The following is a 17,623-nucleotide window of genomic DNA, read 5'->3' on the forward strand; positions in this document are numbered from 1 at the left end:
TAAATGTAATGTAATAAGACCATATAGCATCCGGCAAGCAAGTTAAATAGCAAGGGCGTTTGTATAGCCCTTTGTTCGCGACAGGCTGTATGTGGCCTGTATTTATTGTACCACAAATATATAATCTCCTGAGCCAATTTCCACCACGGCGGCCGTTCCTTCGGTCTTCGCGGGTTTCACCGCGCGACCACCTTCTGTGATCTGTTTACCTGCAGCACCAGGTATATAAACCGTTGCTGTGGTATTGGCAGGGATCGAAACTTTCCAGGTAAAGCTGCCAGCTGTTTTTTTCCATTCACTCCTGATGGTACCATACAGCGACTCATAGCTGCCTTTCACATAGGTGATGTCTCCTACCACCTCTGGTTGTAAGAGGATATGGCGAAAGCCAACGGACTTGTCCGTTTGCCGGATACCCGCCAGCCCGCCATAAAACCATTCCATGATATGTCCCAGCATCAGGTGGTTATTCGATACCACTTCCAATGCGGGCCAGGATTCTGTGAGTGCTGTAGCACCCTTGCGCAACTGGTAGCCATAACCCGGTACATCATCGCGCGAGTTCATCTCATACAATAACTGGGAGGCGCCCCCCTCCTGTAATGCCTGCACCAGGTAGTGAAAACCGACATCCCCCGCCGTTAGTTTTTTGCCATCGGCGCGGATGGAATCCTCCAGATTTTTCAGCACCGCAGCCCGGTATGGCTCGTCCACCAATCCCAACGCCAGAGGCATCGCCATGGCTGTTTGGCTGCCGGTGGAATATACCTTTGTGCTTTTGTTGAAGAACGTGTCGTTGAAGGTTTGTTTGATCTCACCGGCTAACCGTGCGTAGCGGCTGACCGCGTCCGGTTTGCCCAGCAGTTGGGCCATGTCGCGCAATAAGGTAGCATCGTAGTAATAGATCGCTGTAGCGGTAAGCCCCATCGGTGTGAGCTGCGCAAACCCCGGCCTGTCGGGCCCCAGGTCGTACCAGTCACCCAGGCCATGTGATAATATATGGTGCTTTGATGTCGATTCGAGGTAGTCGAGGTAGCTGACCATCATGGGCCAGGCTTTGCGCATGGCCGAGGTGTCGCCATACCATTTGTACTGCAACCAGGGCAAAATGATGGAGGCACTCCCCCACTCCGGCGAATCACGGAAACCGCCGTCGAACAATACATACTCGGGAGCGATGTCAGGCACCAGCCCATTGGGCAACTGGGCGTCCATCATATCCTGGATGAGTTTGTTGTACAGGTTGTAGGTTTCAAAATTGTATTTGACCGAGGCACCCATGAGAAAATCCTGCTCGAGCCAACCCAGCTTTTCCCGGTGCGGACAATCGGTGAGTACACTCTGGAAATTGCCCTTGATGCCCCACAGGATCAACTGGTCGATACGATTGAACAGGTCATTGGAACTGGTGAACGATCCGTTGGCAGGAGCCGCATTGCGCGTATGTAACAGGGTAAGCCCTTTGATGACAGGTTGTTCATCTTTGTTGGCCGCTGTATCGGGTACGGCCCCATCTACCTGTACATAGCGGAATCCATAATAGGAGAAAGCAGGCCGCCAGGTTTCTTCTCCATCGCCTTTCAGGGTATAGCTGAAATAATAGGGACTGCCAGTGGCTTTTTGATTGGCCAGTTGTTGCTCATTGATCAGTTCGGCCGGGGTTAGCTTTATGGTTTGCCCCTTTTTACCGGTTACCTTGATCTCCACGATGCCCGATGTATTCTGGCCAAAGTCGTATACGTATTGACCCGGGACGGGCTGGCTGACTTTCTTTGCGGTAAACTGCTGCATCACCTGCAGCGGGTAATCTGCTTCTGCCTGCAACTGACCTTTGGGCGGTGTTACCAGCAAGGCCTGTTTCCAGTGGTTATCTTTGAAGCTGGGTTGGTTCCAGCCTTTCTGCTCCAATTGGGCATCGTAATCTTCCCCTCCAAAAATACTGTTGTAGGTGATCGCTGAAGGGGCCGTCTTCCAGCTTTGATCCGATACGATGGTCTCAGTGGTGCCATCGGTATAGGTGATGCGCAACTGACAGATCATTTTGGGCATGCCAAATACAGTGACCAGTTTGCGGTACCGCTCCCGGTTGATGTGGTGAAAGCCATTGCCGACCACCACGCCCAGCGTATTATCGCCCTGCTTCAGGTGTCGTGTAACATCGTAGGTGTTGTACAGCACTGTTTTGTCGTAGTAGGTCCAGCCCGGCGCGAGAAAGCGGCCGTCGACTGGTTGACCATTCACACTGAAGGCATATTGTCCCAAGCCGCTCACAAAAGCCAATGCACGCAGTATTTTCTTCTTTGCGGTAAACGATCTGCGGAATAAGGGCGTAACGGGTCGTTGTTTGGCCTTTTCGCCCAGCTTGCCGCCACCACCATGTACACCCGGCAATACGCGCATCGAATCGTGTGCAAGGTCTTCATAGCCGATCCACCGGGCGTTATGCCAATCTGTTTTTGTGAAGAGGCCGGTCGTGAAGACGGCATTGCTGGTGGGCAGTGCTTTCTTGTGTTGGTCATATACGATCACACTCCAGCGATACCGGGTAGCTGGCTGGAGGGGAGCGCCCTGGTATTCAATGTGGGTGGAATTATCGGAATTAGCGGCCAGTGTCATCATCTTGACGGCACTGTTGCCGTTGGTCAAGGGATCGGGCCATATCAGGATCTTATATCCTGACTGCTTAAAATCGCGCTGTTGACTGTTGATCTTCCAGCTGAATACGGGTTGCTGGTGATCTATGCCGAGCGGACTCTGCCGGTGATCTACCCGCAGGTCATAGACCGGTTCGGGCGTCTGGGCCAGCGAAGGGAATGTAAAGAGTACGATGAATAAACTTAAAAAGATCCGGTTCATAAGGAAGCCTTTTCGTAAGTCGCGTATGGGGATATACAATGAAATAGCTTTATTGCCTGGTCTTGTTGAACTGCTGCTGCAATTGTTCAAAATTCCGGATGGCATTAGCTGGCAGCTTTTCGCCGTTGTCACCAAACGCCTTCAGAGCGTTTTCTGTTTCGATGGTCACTTTACTTTCATCGATCCGGCCATCGGCCGCTTGCAGGGCTTTCGTATCGAGTTTGAAATGTTTGGCTACAAAGGCATACAGCGGCTGTCTTTTGCTGGGGCCAAAATCATGTCCCTCTTCCGGCAGGTGTACATTCTCCACCTGGTCGGCTTTTCCATAAAAGCCATAGATCCTTTGGAGGTAGGGAAATTCTGTTTGGGGCACCTGGTCGGTCCAGTCCTTTCCATCGGAAATCACCAGCTGTGGACGGGGGGCTGCCATGGCGGCGATCTCCGGATTGGCCGTGCCGCCTCCGCAAAGATGTATGGGCATACCGCTCTCGCAGGGACAACCGCCACTGTGGTAGGAAGATAACATGACCACGGGTACACTCAGTTTGATGCGTTTGTCCAGCGCAGTGATCAGCATGGTATGACTGCCGCCACCCGATCCGCCGGAAATCGCCACGCGGCTGGTATCGGCCTCTTTCAGGCTTAACAGGTAATCGAGTATCCGGATGGAGCCCAGGGCTTGTATGGTCATGGCCAATGCGCGGCGATGGTCTTCGGTCTTGAATTGTAACAAGGATTCGCCCCAGGCAAACAGGTCATAGCTGATGGCCATACAGCCCATGCGTGCCAGGCTGGCACAACGCAGCTGGCAATCGGCCCGGTAGCGGTGCTGTTGCCAGTGACCATCGGGACAAAGTACCACCGGTATTTTTCCCTTTGGTTTCAGCGGGCGATACAGAGAGCCTGCTATGTACACGCCGGGTAATACTTCAAAGGCCAGGTTCTCGACCGTATAGCCATCCATGGTTCTTTTGTTGGCACTGATCGGTTTACTGGCGGGTGCCGGCGGTAAAGGCGATAATTGCAGTGCCTGCCACATACAGGGGATCATCGAATCACGCCGAAGCTCCCAGGTGCGGGTATCACTGTAGCGCGAAGCGAGGAAGTCCAGGCGGGCTTTTCCTTCTTCGGGTGTCAGGCGATGGTATTCGTAATATTTGAGCTTGTATTTTTTGTCGCCGGTTGGGTTGACCGACATATCCAGCGGAGACAATACATTCGAGAGGGTGGTTACTACATCCGGACGGTAACGCCATTGCGCATAGTTGACCCATTTGTCTTTTACCATGTCTTCGTTGTACTGTACTTTGACGCCGTAGCGTACTTCAATATCGGCCAGTACTTGCTTCAGTGGCATCCGGAACTGGTCGTCGGAGGTTTGGGCCCTGGCCACGGTCAGCAGCGAAATCGTCCATAACCAGCAACACCATAACTTTTTCAGACAGGCAATCATCGATTGATCATACGGTTTTAAAACTTGACTAAATAGGACAGGCACAACATATTCCGGAAAATTAACGGTTATTGGCGGGCAATCAGCCATTCACCTGTTAAAGAATGATTAGAAGCGTGTGCAGCGGTCGTTGCGGCACAGGCGCTTCTTTTCCCGGTCAGCCGCCGGTAACAGCCATCAGGCCGTTGTTGTGCGTTGTACATACATCTCCTACGCAATCAGCGGGAAATGCGGGTAAATTTATTACAGATGGACATTTAACCCATCCTTTACCATCATGACCAAAATAACTCCTTCTCCGGTAGGGGCGCCTGCTTATAGGCCCGGCATCAACCCACAGGCCTGGCGACTTATCCTGCAGGCCGGTTTGTTGGCCGGGACCTGCGATATCGTGGCTGCTTTTGTCAATTATTCGTTGAAAACGGGCAAAAGTCCCTGGCCGATCCTCAATTATATCGCCAGTGGTGTGGTGGGCAAAGAGGCTGCGTACGAGGATGTGATACCGATGCGGGTGTTGGGCATGGCGTTGCATTTTCTGATCGCCACGATCTTCGCAGCTATCTTTTATGCGGCCTGGCCGACCATCAAAAAACTAACCAGCAACTGGGTGCTCGCCGGCCTGGGTTATGGGATAGTAGTTTGGTGTGCGATGAACCTGGTCGTGGTGCCGCTCAGCAATACGCCTGCGGGCAAACACACGACTTCGGGCGTCATCATCAATATGTTGATCCTGATGTTTTGTATTGGCTTACCCGTGGCGGGCATTATTGCCCGCAGACGTTGATGGCTGGCAGCAGCCATCGCCCATACCATGAATAATGAAATGCTATCACATGAGACGAGATGTATACCAGGCCATTGCCGATCCTACACGCCGCCAGATCATCGCCTTGCTGTCGCAACAAACGCTTTCGCTCAATGGCGTGGCGGAGCATTTCTCCGTCAGCCGGCCCGCCATTTCCCGTCATATCAAAATACTGCGTCAATGCGGGCTTATCCGCATCCGTCAACAGGGCCGGGAACGATACTGCGAGGCCAGTCTCTATCCCTTGCAGCAGGTAGTGGATTGGGCTGGTCAATACAACAGCAATAGTGCGGACCAGGTTACTCCGCCTTCAGGCTTTTCACCGGATCTGCCTTTGCTGCTTTTATTGCCTGAAAGCTGATGGTAGTGAGCGCGATGCCAATGGCAGCCAGTCCAACCCCCACAAATGGCCACCCGTCGATGGAGATACGATACGTATAGTTTTGCAGCCACTGGTGCCCGTAATACCAGGCAATGGGTGTGGCGATCAAAAATGCCAGGATAATCAATACCGTAAATTCTTTGGAGAACAGGTAAAGGATGTTGCCGGCATTGGCTCCCAATACCTTGCGAATGCCTATTTCTTTTGTTCGCTGCACAGCCATGAACGAGGCCAGCCCGTACAGTCCCAGACAGCTGAGCAATATAGCAATGGCTGAAAAGAACTGGTACATACTGGACAATTGCTGCTCCTGTTTGTAAAAGCCCTCAATTTTATCCTCCATCATCCGGTATTCGAACACATAGTCCGGAAAACTATTTTTCCAGGTTTGTTGAACGGCCTGCAGCGTGGAAGCCATATTGTTCGTAGCCAGTTTAATCGCAATCTGCCTATACATGGTGCCGTTGGTGGTGACGATCAATGGGGCGAGCGCATGATGAAAGGACCTGTCCTTGAAATCTTTCAATACGCCGACGATGGGGCATTTTATCCGACCATCCCATATGCTGAGCTCTTTGCTCAATACATCTTCCGGATTGGTGAAGCCCAGCTTTTTCACCAGCGCTTCATTGACCAGGAATTCCCTGGTCATTCCCGACGGCTGCACATTTCTGCCGGCCACCAATTGTAATTGGTAGGATGACAGGTAATGATCGTCGGCGAATTTGAGCATAGACTGGAAACCGGAAGCTGACGCGGTCTCACCCAATGTACAGGTAGTCCACAGATCGTTTCCTGATTCGATGGGCGTGTTGGAACAAAAGCTGACTGACTGCACTCCCGGCAGAGACAGCAGCTGTTGCCGCAGGTAGCTGGTGAGCCGATCACCCGTATTGTCGGGACGGAAAGGCACCTGTACCATGGCTGCCGTGTCGAAACCCAGTGGCTGGGTCGTGCAATACTTCATTTGCCTGGCCACCACGAGTGTAGCGATGATCAGCGCCTGTGCGATCACAAATTGACCTACCACTAGTCCCCTGCGCAATGACATGCCACTCGTCATGTTTGCGGGGAGTTTGTTCCTGAATGCATAAACAGGACGTAGGCGCGACAAGACCACCGCAGGATAGCAGCCAGCCAGGAGGGTGACCAGCAGCATAACAGTGATCACAAACAGGATCAGGGAGGAGGCGTTCAGGTTACGGAAGGAAATGGAGAGCGCCAATACCCGGTTGACGACAGGAATCCCGATCACCACCAGGGATATTGCCAGTAAGGCTGCCCCGGTCACGATCAAAAAGGTCTCAACAATAAATTGCAGCTGCAACTGGTGCGGACGACTACCCAGCACCTTCCTGACGCCCACCTCCTTTGCCCGGTTGATGGCTTGGGCTGTCGACCCATTGATGAAATTTACACAAGCGATCAGGAGGATGAACGCTGCTATCAGCCACAAGCCATCGATCTCCTGGTGGCTGATCGTTTGGTGGCTGTAATTGTCAGTTTGGGCATCCTGGTGCACCTCGCTGATGTTTTGTACCAGGTAATTGTCCTTGCTGCCTGTGGGAATCATTTTTTGGCCATAGGCGTTCAGTTGCCGGGTAAATTGGTCCATGGAGTTTCCGGGTGACAATAACACATAGCAACCGAAATCAGGGGCTGTTTGATGCCAGTCGGGGTTTTGAAATCCGTACTGTTCGTCGCCCGTGAAATCTGTTCCATACGACACGACTATTTTCAGCTGGAAATCGGAATTCGCCGGAATGTTTTCCAGAATACCTGCTACTTTCAGCGTGATCGGTGGGGACTGAAACAGGCCGGCACCGATCCTGTAGGAGCCTGTTAGCCGGATGTTTTTGCCTGTGGCTGTTTTCCAATCGCCGAAATAGGTGGCGGCGGTCTCTTTGGTCAGCAAGACCTGGTTTGGGGCCTTTAAGGAGGCATAAGTGCCTGCCAGCAATGGGAAATCGAAGATGCTGAAAAACGACGGCGTTGTATAAAATACCCCGTGCTGCTCTTTGAAACTTTTTTGCGGTACTCCATGGGCATCCAGCAACTGCAACTCGTCGTTTTGACTGGCATAGACGGGGGCTACCTGCTCCAGTTGCGGAAAAGCTGTTTTCAATCCTGCGGGCAGGGGAAAAGGAACAGCTGGTGTGCGAGCTATCAGGGTGCCATCCTGTTGGCGTTGTTCCGTCAAAACGCGGTAGATGCGTGCCCGCTTTGCATGAAAGGTATCGAAGCTGGTTTGGTACTGTATAATGATAAATAGGATCGTACAAACCGCTATCCCGATGGCAAGCCCCGCGATGTTGAGGATCGTATAGGTCTTGCTCCTGGCCATTTTTCGGTAGGATGTCTTGATATGGTGCTGTATCATGCCTGATTTTTTTTTACCGGTCTTTTCGGAAACTGATCGTCTTCGTCGTGGTATTGCCGGCCACATCGGTAGCCGTTACCACCAGCTGTTGTTTTCCCGCCGGACAATTGGCCGGGATATATACGACAAAGTCTTTCCCCTTGCTGTCATACAATAACCATTGACCATTACAGGTGGCGCGAAAATCGGCCATGGTGCCCAGGTCGTCCAGGCAGGTTAGTTTCAAGGCGATGGACTCGTTCTTAAATAACTGACCATCTTCCCAGCCGGCGGGTTCCACCGTCGGTGGGCGCTCATCGCGCAGCAATTGTACGGTACCGAGTTCATTGAGGGTGGCTACCATCGATGCGCCCTGCCATTGCCCTTTGACGGTATACTTTTTTTTGCCGGTATTGAGTTGCATCACTACCTGTTGACGGGCTGCCGGACTGAGCGTATGTGAAGCTCGCAGGGTCACTGTATAACGATCATGCACGGGAATGGCCGCGGTATGCAGCCCAATGGCTGCGGAGACAGCCTGCGGCGCGGCTGTCTTTTGTTTCAGTACAAAGGCTACCGTATCATAAAAGGTTTTTCCTGAAAATTGGAGGGTTACCGAAGGTCCGGACACAGTACGTGCCTTCCCGGGGGTGATGATCACCGCTCCCGGTTCTTTAGCCGGCGGGGTTTCCAGGGCTCCTGCATATTGTACGGAACTTTCGAAACTACTGCTGTTGCCATTGACGTCATAGAGTTGGATGTGCACTTCGTGCACGCGGCCATCCGACAGGTCGAGCAGCCCGCTGCCCTGCCAGGCGGTCAGGTGATTGCCAGGCAGGGTGGCCAGGTGCTGTACAAAGGAGCCGGTGCGTGTCCAGCGTGGATAGTCGATGCAGGCGTTGATATACCGGCTGTCTGTGGGGGCGATATCATCGAGTGTCGCTTCGTGTACCACTTTCCCATCCAGTTTGGTCACGGTGCGGTAAACACCCAGCCGGAACCGGCTGTCGTTGTTCTTATCGCTGGCGCCTATGCCGAGACTGATGCGTGGCGAACGTACTTTGATCACCGGTTTCGCTGCCCGGTATTTTCCGGCACTGCCGGTGATGGAAATGGGATTGGCTCCCATTCGGTAGGTGCTGAACTGCCGGTTGTACCAATACAGAGATCCCAGGATAGGTGGCGTGTCGTCGTCCATCTCATAGCCTTTCAGCAGCGGGTTCAGGTTGTGACCGGTACGCGTGTCACGGATCTCGAAATGCAGGTGAGGCGCTTCCGATCCCCCGGTATTGCCACTGAGGGCGATCTGTTGTCCGCGCGACACGGGAAACTCGCCGGCGGCGAAGGTTTGGTTGATGGCTTTTTGTTGCCGTTTGCGCTGCATGGTTTCCACCCTGGTTTGTACCGCGTCATAAAACCGGTTGAGGTGTGCGTAAACGGAGGTGGTGCCATTGGCATGCGTGACAAACAATGCCTTGCCCAACCCATATTCTTCGATCAATACACGACTTATATAGCCATCCCCTACCGCATACACGGGCAGGTCTTCCTTTCCATCGGTGCGCACATCGAGACCCATGTGAAAATGGTGCGGCCGCAGCTCGCCGAAATTGCCTGATAACTGAAAACCGGAACTTACGGGTGCCTGCCCTCTGCTACCTGGCCAGGGTATACTGCGATACAGGCCATATAGAATGACTGGTAGCAACAGCCACCCCGGAACGCGCCACCAGCGAAAGCGACGTTGTTCCCTGGGCACCGGATTGTTCCGGACGGGCTGCACGGGTGCCTGTAATGTACCTGCAGTTGCATGCCCGGGCGGTTTTGTAGGGTGTGACCAAAATGGGAAATATTCCATAAAATGAGTTTGTAATAAAACCAGCCGCCGGGTATGTTCCACTTCAATGCTATCTTTTTTCGAACATGCATTGCCTGCCTGCGACGTTAGGCGGGCAACCGCTTGAGACGAGGTAGAAACCTCGTCCGCAGTACACCCGGCGGCGGTTGATGAATAGTTGGCAGCCACGGGGCTGCGTTTGATGATGGAAAATTACCTGCGCTGTGAGCGGCTTCCAATCAAAATCGACGTACTGGCTTTGCATCTCTACCAACCGGCAGGCGTGGTAACCCGATATCTGGCATTATGGTATACCTTTGACCGATGCGAAAAAGAATCCCCCTGTTGTTGGGAATTTATGTGGTTTTGTATTTCCTGTTGCACATCGCTTTTAATCTGCCCAATGTTGTCAATGGCCGCACGAGGGTGTTGGGCACGCCCCACAATTTTCCGGAGCTGATCATGGTGCTCTTTTCCATGGGCCTGTATTTCCTGTTTGCCCTGCTCCCCTACCTGACGCTGCACCGGTTTTATCCACGCAGGACCTACCTGGCCGTGCTGCTGACCCTGGCGGCTTTTCCGGTAATCTTTTACGGATGCTTTTATTTCGAGCCTTTTGGCAGACCACTTCGCCTGCGCACCTTTTTCCTGAATAATATCTCGTATGCCTTTCTATATTCCTTGTATGGCATCGTATTTTATTTTATTCGTTATGCGCAGTACAAGGAGCTGCAGCAAAAAGACATGGTGATCCAGAACCGCCAGTCGGAATTGTCATTCCTGCGGTCGCAGATCAATCCGCATTTCCTGTTCAATAGCCTGCACAATATTTATTCTCTTATGTACCAACACGCGGCGGGCGCCCAGGAGGCCATACTGGGTCTTTCGGACTTGCTGCGGTATATGTTGTATGATGCCAGCGAAAAGGTATCGCTACAAAAAGAGATCGATTACATCGACCGGTATATCGCCCTGCAGCGCATCCGTTTCGACCATCCCATTCACACGCCTGTTCATGTGACCGGCGATACAGTATCGATGCAGATCCCTCCGTTGCTGCTGATCCCTTTTGTGGAGAATGCCTTCAAGCATGGCGATCTGTCTGAAACCGGAGAAGGGGTATCCATTACCATTCATGCCGGAACAAAAAATATCTATTTTCACTGCGTGAATAGGAAAGGGCATGGTCTGAAGGATGCTGTGGGCGGCATTGGGTTGCAGAACGTACAGCGCCGGCTGGCCTTGCTGTATCCCGAAAAGCATGTGTTGAAAATCACCACCACCGATACCCATTTCACCATCAACCTGGAACTGACCAATGAGTAATGCTGCAACTATACGGTGTGTGATCGTCGACGATGAGCCGTTGGCCGTTGGCCTGCTGGCGCAGTATGTGGAGAAAACGCCTGGTCTAGTGGTCGTTTTCAAGACCACCCATGTACTGGAAGCCCTGTCGGTGATCGAGCAGGGCGAAGCCGATCTGCTCTTTTTGGACATTCATATGCCCGAATTGAGCGGTATGCAATTCATGAAGCTCATCGGCAACCGCTGCAAAGTGGTGCTGACCACCGCCTATCCACAGTATGCACTGGAGGGTTACGAGCACGATGTTGTCGATTATCTGCTCAAACCCTTCTCTTTCGATCGCTACATGATGGCTGTTATGAAAGCCAGGGAGCGCCTGGACCATAAGGCGGGGGCCGCCGAAAAGGATCAGCCCGACCATCTCTTCATCAAAGCCGAATACCGCATCCAAAAGGTCAACCTGGATGCCATCTTTTACATCGAAGCCCTGCGTGACTATGTCGCCTTTCATACGCCAGGTAGCAAGATCCTTTCGCTCGAAAGCATGAAGAAAATGGAAGCTACCCTTCCACCAGCTACTTTTATCCGCATCCACAAATCCTACATCATCAACCGCAATAAGATTGAGTTCCTGGACCGCGGCAAAGTGATCATCAACGGGCAATACCTGCCGGTGGGTGATACCTATCGTGACCGGTTCATGGCCCTGCTGGGTATTGGCTAATGCAAACGGTCAGTGATCGACCGGTGTCGTGTGAAATGCCGGGTTGATAAGGGTTAACCTGTAAACGCGCTAAAAAATACCGTTCTGTCTCCAGATCGGATGCTACGGGCTATGTCGTTTCACCAAAGCTGTTATATTTGTATCGACCCTGCGTTTGTGTCGGGTAGGCAACTTGGTTACTTGTCACCGCGTATGTATAATCCGGGCTTTGCCCCAATAAATGGACATGAGCGGAACTATTATCAAACTTCATCCCTCGGATATTCAACAGATCAGGAAAGTTCAGGCTATGTTGCAACAGCCAGCCTGGTCGCACACCACGATCCTGGAGCTGGCTCATGAGGCAGGCATGAACCGCACCAAACTGCAGTATGGCTTCAGGCAATTGTTTGGTACCAGCATCTATGCGTACCAGGTACAGCTTCGCCTGGAAAGGGCAAAAAAGCTGCTGGAGGAAAGCGACAAGCCGGTCAAACAGATCGCCCTGCTGGCTGGCTACAATACCATCAATAGCTTCAGTGCTGCTTTTAAAAAGGCGTACCTTCTATCTCCCGCACAATGGCGCGCTCAACACGGGTGACATCCCCTGGTAGTTACAGGTTTGCCGGTTCCTTGCCAGGCGTGCCCTGTCGTCTTGCTCTACATCATGCAGGTGGCTGCCGTCCTCGGTGACCGGGCAAGCTGTACGCAATTGAGTGCTGCTTCGGGCAAACGTTTTTCGAATAGTGCGATGCGTAATAATTTGAGCGAGCCGCGGCGATAACCACGCACAGCTGTTTCTGATAGTTGAAGATCGCGTGCGATCTCAGCGGTCTTCAGTCCTTGCTGATAAGCCAGGCGGAATACCTGGCTATGGTTGTCAGGTAAGGTGTCTACTGCGTCGACTACTGCCTGGTGACTGGCTGTGGCTTTTTCAGGGGTACCCGGTGCGTAGAAGGATGGCCATTCGTGGATGTCGGCGAGGGTTTCCTCATCGGGTACACTTCGATGCGAGCTGGCCAGGTAATGATAGCTGGCATTGCGGGCGGTGACATACAGAAAGGCCCTGACATTGGCCAGGTCATCGAAATTGCCGTACAGGTGATACAACTTGGCAAATGTTTCTACGGTGATCTGTTCGGCTTGCTCCCTTTGACAGGTAAGACGGTGGGTAAATTGTCGCAGCGAGGTGAAAAAGCGATTGTAGATGGTATTAAATGCCATCGCCTCCCCCTGCTGAAAACGGATCATGAGATCCTTTTCGGTGGATAGTTTGCTCATGTGAACATAAGGGTTTTGGTGCCAGTGGTTGTACAACCGGCTGTTCAATCTGGGTTACAATAAAAACGATACCTGGTAAGTGTTAACTGGTTTTTCGGGCCGTTTAGCCAAGTTGCCTGTTCAGGTGGTAGCAAAGGAGCACCATAGGGAGGACAGTAAAAGTAACAGGGGCCGACATGCAAAAATGAACGATAGTGGAAAATAGGTATTTTTCCTGACAATGTGCGTTCGGGTTAGTCCGGTTGCGGCTTATTTTTTCCAGACTCAAATCACATTACATTTTTTCTATCACCCATGCCTTCCAAAAAAAACATTGCTTACTTTTATAATATAAATTGAACGGTATGAAGATAGCTTTGATCGGCGCTTCCGGTTTTGTAGGGTCGCATGTGTTGCAGGAAGCATTGCAACGCGGCTATTCGGTAACCGCTATTGTGCGCCATCCCGAAAAGATCACGTTGCAGCACGCCGGGTTGGTGGTCAAACAAGGAGACGTACGGCAGGCCGGTGAAGTGGCCCGCCTGGTGGCCGGTCACGATGCTGTGGTGAGTGCCTACAATCCCGGCTGGCAAAATCCCCATATCTACAACGAATTCCTCGAAGGTGCCCAGGCCATTGAGCAGGGCACCGCGGCGGCGGGTGTACCGCGGTTGATCGTCGTGGGTGGTGCCGGCAGCCTGGAAATATCTCCCGGTGTACAGTTGATCGACACGCCTGGCTTTCCGGCCGAGTTCAAGCCGGGTGCCCTTGGTGCCCGGGATTACCTCGCCATCCTGCGTAGGAACGATACGCTCGACTGGACCTACCTCAGTCCGGCCATTGTGATGCATCCGGGTGTAAAAACCGGCAGAACCGGTCATTACCGGACCGGCACGGACCAGCCTGTTTTCAATGAAAAGCAGGTAAGCACTATTTCCGTTGAAGATCTTGCCGTAGCTTTGCTGGACGAACTGGAGCAGGGCCGATTCATTCGCAAGCGGTTTACTGTCGGTTATTAGTCTATCATCCAACTTCCAATTCCTCCTAATACACTCAGTTCCAAATTCCTATAGCAATATCCAGATCATGCTCCGAAAGCAGGCTGAACCAGATCGCCCAGTCTTGCAGGAGCCGACTGCTGCCATTATATTGCAGAACAGAATTTATTTAGCCTTATGAACCCCAGTTACAACAGTTTTCGTTTTTTCGCTTTCTTCGCCGTATTCCTGTTCCATACCAATCTGTTGTATGCAGGCTACCTGGGGGTACAGGCCTTTTTCGTACTTTCTGGCTTTCTCATCACCCCCATCCTGATCGACACCAAAGCGGAGACCAATTCCTTCGGTGCCTATATCAAAAACTTTCTGGTAAGAAGGACCCTGCGGATCTTCCCGCTGTATTACTTCTACCTCATCGTCATTTTGCTGGCGATCACTTTCTTTGGGCTCGCCCGGTTTGAGTACTTCGCTTCGCTGAAAAGTCAGCTGGTATATGGTTTTACGTATACTTATAATATTTTTCATGCCACGAAGTCATTTGAGCACAATGATTTCATCACGCATTTCTGGAGCCTGGCAGTAGAAGAACAGTTTTATTTACTGTGGCCCCTGCTCATCTATTTTACCCGTACCCACCGCATCAAACGGGTTTTGCAATTGATCATCCTGCTTGGCCCCGTCATCCGGTTGCTGACCGGCTATTACGCCGATCATGGTCATGCCAGCTGGTTGGGTGCCCACAAAGACCTGTTGGTATACCTGTCGACTTTCTCGCACCTCGATGCTTTTGCGATCGGCGGTTACTTTGCCTTGTACCAGACCCGGGTCGTCAAAAGCCTGGAGGTATTCGCTACCCTGGGAGCCACCTTATTGCTGGGCTATGCCACCAATTATTTCCAATCGGGAGACATACAGATACTCACCCTCGGGTATCCGGCATACATGCAAAACAGTTTCAAGTATGTGTGGGGGTACACCGCCCTGAATTATTGTTTTGCCTTGCTGTTGTTCAAGCTGAAAAGTCGGAATTTCCAGACCTGGATCTTCGAAAACAAACTATTGGCTTCGCTCGGCAAAGTGAGTTATGGACTTTATGTCTATCATTTTGCGATGATCTGGCTGGCACATCAGGCCGGTAAAGAATTAGGGCTGATGGATCGTTTTGCCACCAGGTTGCTGGTGGACCTGGGCGCCCTGCTCGCCACCATTGGTATCAGTTACCTCTCCTTCAATTATTTTGAAAATAGATTTATCGGACTTAAGGACAAGATCGCTCCCAAGAAGCATGTACCACGCGAATCGGTTCCTGCCGATCCGGGAGATGTCGCTGTTGTTCCCATAGAAATTAAAAGCCCCGCTCCTTAACGAGCAGGGCTTTTGCATTTTATCAGTTGTTTGTGGATGCGAGCTACAATTTGATAAACTCTACACGCCGGTTAAGTGCTTTGCCTTCCTTCGTTTTGTTGTCACCTGCCGGAGCAGTTTCTCCTTTCCCATCTGTTTGCAGCCGGCCTGCTTCGATGCTGAACGACTCCTGTAATGCCCTGGCTACGGCTGCAGCGCGTTTTTGCGACAGTTGCAGGTTCTTCTGGTCGTCGCCATCGCTGTCGGTATGACCAATGATCTTTACTTTGAGATCACCGTTTTCCTTCAGTACAGTAGCGATCGATTTCAATACACCGAATGATTCGGGCCTGATCACGTCCGAATTGACATCGAACAGGATACCCGTAGTGCTGAACTTACCCTCTTCTACCAGCTTATGACGCATGTCGGGTACGCCTTTCGCCACTTTCAGGTTCGTCAGGAAGTAACCATACTGGTCTTCTTTGTAACTGGAGCTATGGATCTGGAACATCAATTGGTTCATGATGACACCTGCCGGCATGGCCTTGGGGGCGTCGAAAATCTTCTCCTGGTCGGCCCAGATGCGCAACCGCTCTTTTTGTACCTGCATGGCAATGTGGATGGGTTTACCGAAGAACTTGCTCAGTGCCGGTACAGTTTGCTGATCACCGGTATAATAGTTCTTGTTGGCCTGGTAAGTATGGATACCCATGGTACTCCGCTCCCCTTCTGAGGGATAGAATATGGCTTCCAGGCTGGCGTATTTGCGGTAATTGCGCAGGTAGTCATTGCTGGCAGCCGGTTCTTTATTGGTGCTCAGAAAGCCAAACTCGATATAGGGAAAGAAATGGCCATTGTATTTTACGTTCATGATCAGGTCAAATTCTACGGTGTAATTCTCTCCAAATTCGGCCTGGTTGCTCGTGAGGTAAAAACTGCGTTGGTGTACCTGGAGCCATTTCCCGGGAAAGTTGTTGAGTGTCACCACTTCACCCGTACCGGTAGTGTTCCAGTTGGTGGGCAATTCACCGATGGCCTCCTGGTCAAAATTCTCCGTATACACGATTTGTTCTCCGGGGATGAAATCAAAGCGCGTATTGCTTTTTAGTGCGGGTGTTGCAGGTGCCGTAGTAGCAGGTGCTGGGGCCGCTTCCGGGACGGCGGCTGTGTTTGTTGCACCTGGAGCAGGCTGATCTGCCGGCTTATTGCCCGACTTTCCCGCCTGTTCAGCTTTATCAACACCCTTGTCAATCGTTTTCTCGACCTTCTCTCCTGCTTTTTGTTCTGCTTTGTTGGTTACTTTTTTTTTCAACCGGTCCATAAATCCCTGCGAAAATACAGTGGCAGGGATCAGGAGCACGGCTATAAAGAGGATCCGTTTCATGTGCGGCATTATTTTGTATGAGCTAATTGCTTTGTCGTGTGTGTGCGATGGCTAGGGTAATTCCTGCAGCCATTGACGGGCGAAGGCCTGGGCTGCTACGGTGACGTCTTTACCGGCGCGGTACGCCTTTTTCCATTCTGCTGATTTGTTTTCGTATTCCTGTTTCACGAAACGCTTCAGTCCATCGCGCTCTACGGTTTGTGCGGCGAAGTCTACGTCTTTGGTAGCCGCGAGCATGTGTTGCAGCCTGACTTTGATCATGGCTTTTACATTGGCGGGATAATTGGTTTGCCAGTCTTTCAGCGCCTGCTCGTATTGCTCCTGGCGGCTTTGGAATTGGATCTGCTCACCCTGCACGGCCATCTTGATCATTTCGCTATTGGGATCCTGGTAGTCTTTCAGAAAGGCTTTTTGTTGAGCAAGCCCTTCTTCCGCTGTTTTCTTCATGGATGCGTCGGCTACCTTTATGAATTTTTCCATGTTCTCGATCCCCTTTTTAGTATCATCTATGAACTTCTGGCGGATCACGGCTTCGGTTTTGGCGGGCTCCGGTACTGTAGGCTTCCTGCTCTGGCGCGATTGCTCATACTCCTGGGCAAAGGCAGGGGTATTGACATATTCTTTGGTATAAGCGAGCAGGTCTTTGGCTACTGCGACCCGGTCGCCTGCCGCCAGGCTACGTACAACCCGTACATTGGGGTGATAAAAGGATCCATTCAGGAAACTGCTTTTGATGCTGTTGCTGCCTCGTTGTTGGGTGACGCCCAATTGTTCCCAGAAATCGCCAAACAGCTGGCGGGTGGTGAAGGAGAAAAGGCCGAAAAGGGCCAATCCGGTAATGCCTGCCAGGACCAATCCCTGGACCAGCAGGTGGAGTTTTTTTGTTTTTTGCATGACTATAATGGCTATTTGGTAATGATTGCTCCGCAAAGAT

At 51.7% G+C, this 17,623-nt stretch carries 14 protein-coding genes; 7 read left to right on the forward strand and 7 right to left on the reverse strand.

Going from position 1 to position 17,623, the window contains the following annotated elements; genetic code table 11:
- Positions 1–102 precede the first annotated feature (102 nt).
- Positions 103–2,856 (reverse strand): glycoside hydrolase family 78 protein, encoded by a 2,754-nt coding sequence (locus P2W70_RS15710; protein WP_276482440.1) that lies wholly within the window; start codon positions 2,854–2,856, stop codon positions 103–105.
- A gap of 49 nt (positions 2,857–2,905) precedes the next feature.
- The gene (locus tag P2W70_RS15715) at positions 2,906–4,309 is read right to left on the reverse strand and encodes an alpha/beta hydrolase family protein (protein ID WP_276482441.1); all 1,404 of its coding nucleotides are present in this window, start codon (positions 4,307–4,309) and stop codon (positions 2,906–2,908) included.
- Between the two features lie 277 nt (positions 4,310–4,586).
- Between P2W70_RS15715 and P2W70_RS15720 the strand changes: the two genes are divergently transcribed.
- Both P2W70_RS15720 and P2W70_RS15725 read left to right on the forward strand, forming a co-directional pair.
- Positions 4,587–5,093, forward strand: coding sequence for a hypothetical protein (locus tag P2W70_RS15720; protein ID WP_276482442.1), 507 nt, complete (start codon positions 4,587–4,589; stop codon positions 5,091–5,093).
- A gap of 49 nt (positions 5,094–5,142) precedes the next feature.
- Positions 5,143–5,475: an ArsR/SmtB family transcription factor gene (locus tag P2W70_RS15725; protein ID WP_276482443.1), complete on the forward strand. Its 333-nt coding sequence runs from the start codon at positions 5,143–5,145 to the stop codon at positions 5,473–5,475.
- On the opposite strand, the gene P2W70_RS15730 is transcribed toward P2W70_RS15725, so the two are convergent.
- Together P2W70_RS15730 and P2W70_RS15735 are read right to left on the reverse strand one after the other, a co-directional pair.
- Positions 5,414–7,876, reverse strand: coding sequence for an ABC transporter permease (locus tag P2W70_RS15730; RefSeq protein ID WP_276482444.1), 2,463 nt, complete (start codon positions 7,874–7,876; stop codon positions 5,414–5,416). The genes P2W70_RS15725 and P2W70_RS15730 overlap by 62 nt on opposite strands.
- Before the next feature lie 13 nt (positions 7,877–7,889).
- Positions 7,890–9,713 (reverse strand): M23 family metallopeptidase, encoded by a 1,824-nt coding sequence (locus tag P2W70_RS15735; protein WP_276482445.1) that lies wholly within the window; start codon positions 9,711–9,713, stop codon positions 7,890–7,892.
- A 303-nt stretch (positions 9,714–10,016) separates the two neighbouring features.
- On the opposite strand from P2W70_RS15735, the gene P2W70_RS15740 reads away from it, so the two are divergent.
- From P2W70_RS15740 to P2W70_RS15750, 3 genes are all read left to right on the forward strand, one after another.
- Positions 10,017–11,018, forward strand: coding sequence for a sensor histidine kinase (locus tag P2W70_RS15740; RefSeq protein WP_276482446.1), 1,002 nt, complete (start codon positions 10,017–10,019; stop codon positions 11,016–11,018).
- Entirely contained in the window at positions 11,011–11,721 is a 711-nt protein-coding gene (locus P2W70_RS15745; protein WP_276482447.1) for a LytR/AlgR family response regulator transcription factor, read from the forward strand. Before P2W70_RS15740 ends, P2W70_RS15745 begins: the two co-directional genes overlap by 8 nt.
- Before the next feature lie 226 nt (positions 11,722–11,947).
- Complete coding sequence (locus P2W70_RS15750) at positions 11,948–12,301, forward strand: helix-turn-helix domain-containing protein (protein WP_276482448.1); 354 nt, start codon at positions 11,948–11,950, stop codon at positions 12,299–12,301.
- Between the two features lie 59 nt (positions 12,302–12,360).
- On the opposite strand, the gene P2W70_RS15755 is transcribed toward P2W70_RS15750, so the two are convergent.
- On the reverse strand, positions 12,361–12,981 hold the full coding sequence (locus tag P2W70_RS15755) for an RNA polymerase sigma factor (protein ID WP_276482449.1): 621 nt from the start codon (positions 12,979–12,981) through the stop codon (positions 12,361–12,363).
- A gap of 344 nt (positions 12,982–13,325) precedes the next feature.
- Here P2W70_RS15755 and P2W70_RS15760 point away from each other — a divergent pair, with 344 nt between their 5' ends.
- A complete protein-coding gene (locus tag P2W70_RS15760) occupies positions 13,326–13,979 on the forward strand; it encodes an NAD(P)-dependent oxidoreductase (protein ID WP_276482450.1) in 654 nt (217 codons plus the stop codon).
- A 156-nt stretch (positions 13,980–14,135) separates the two neighbouring features.
- Entirely contained in the window at positions 14,136–15,323 is a 1,188-nt protein-coding gene (locus P2W70_RS15765) for an acyltransferase family protein (protein ID WP_276482451.1), read from the forward strand.
- Positions 15,324–15,366: 43 nt separating this feature from the next.
- Here the strand turns inward: P2W70_RS15765 and P2W70_RS15770 are convergent, their stop codons facing one another.
- Both P2W70_RS15770 and P2W70_RS15775 read right to left on the reverse strand, forming a co-directional pair.
- Positions 15,367–16,689: an OmpA family protein gene (locus P2W70_RS15770; protein ID WP_276482452.1), complete on the reverse strand. Its 1,323-nt coding sequence runs from the start codon at positions 16,687–16,689 to the stop codon at positions 15,367–15,369.
- Positions 16,690–16,740: 51 nt separating this feature from the next.
- Entirely contained in the window at positions 16,741–17,583 is an 843-nt protein-coding gene (locus P2W70_RS15775; protein WP_276482453.1) for a hypothetical protein, read from the reverse strand.
- Positions 17,584–17,623: the final 40 nt, after the last annotated feature.

Origin of the sequence: Paraflavitalea pollutisoli, assembly GCF_029360705.1 — a bacterium.
GTDB classification, from domain to species: domain Bacteria; phylum Bacteroidota; class Bacteroidia; order Chitinophagales; family Chitinophagaceae; genus Paraflavitalea; species Paraflavitalea pollutisoli.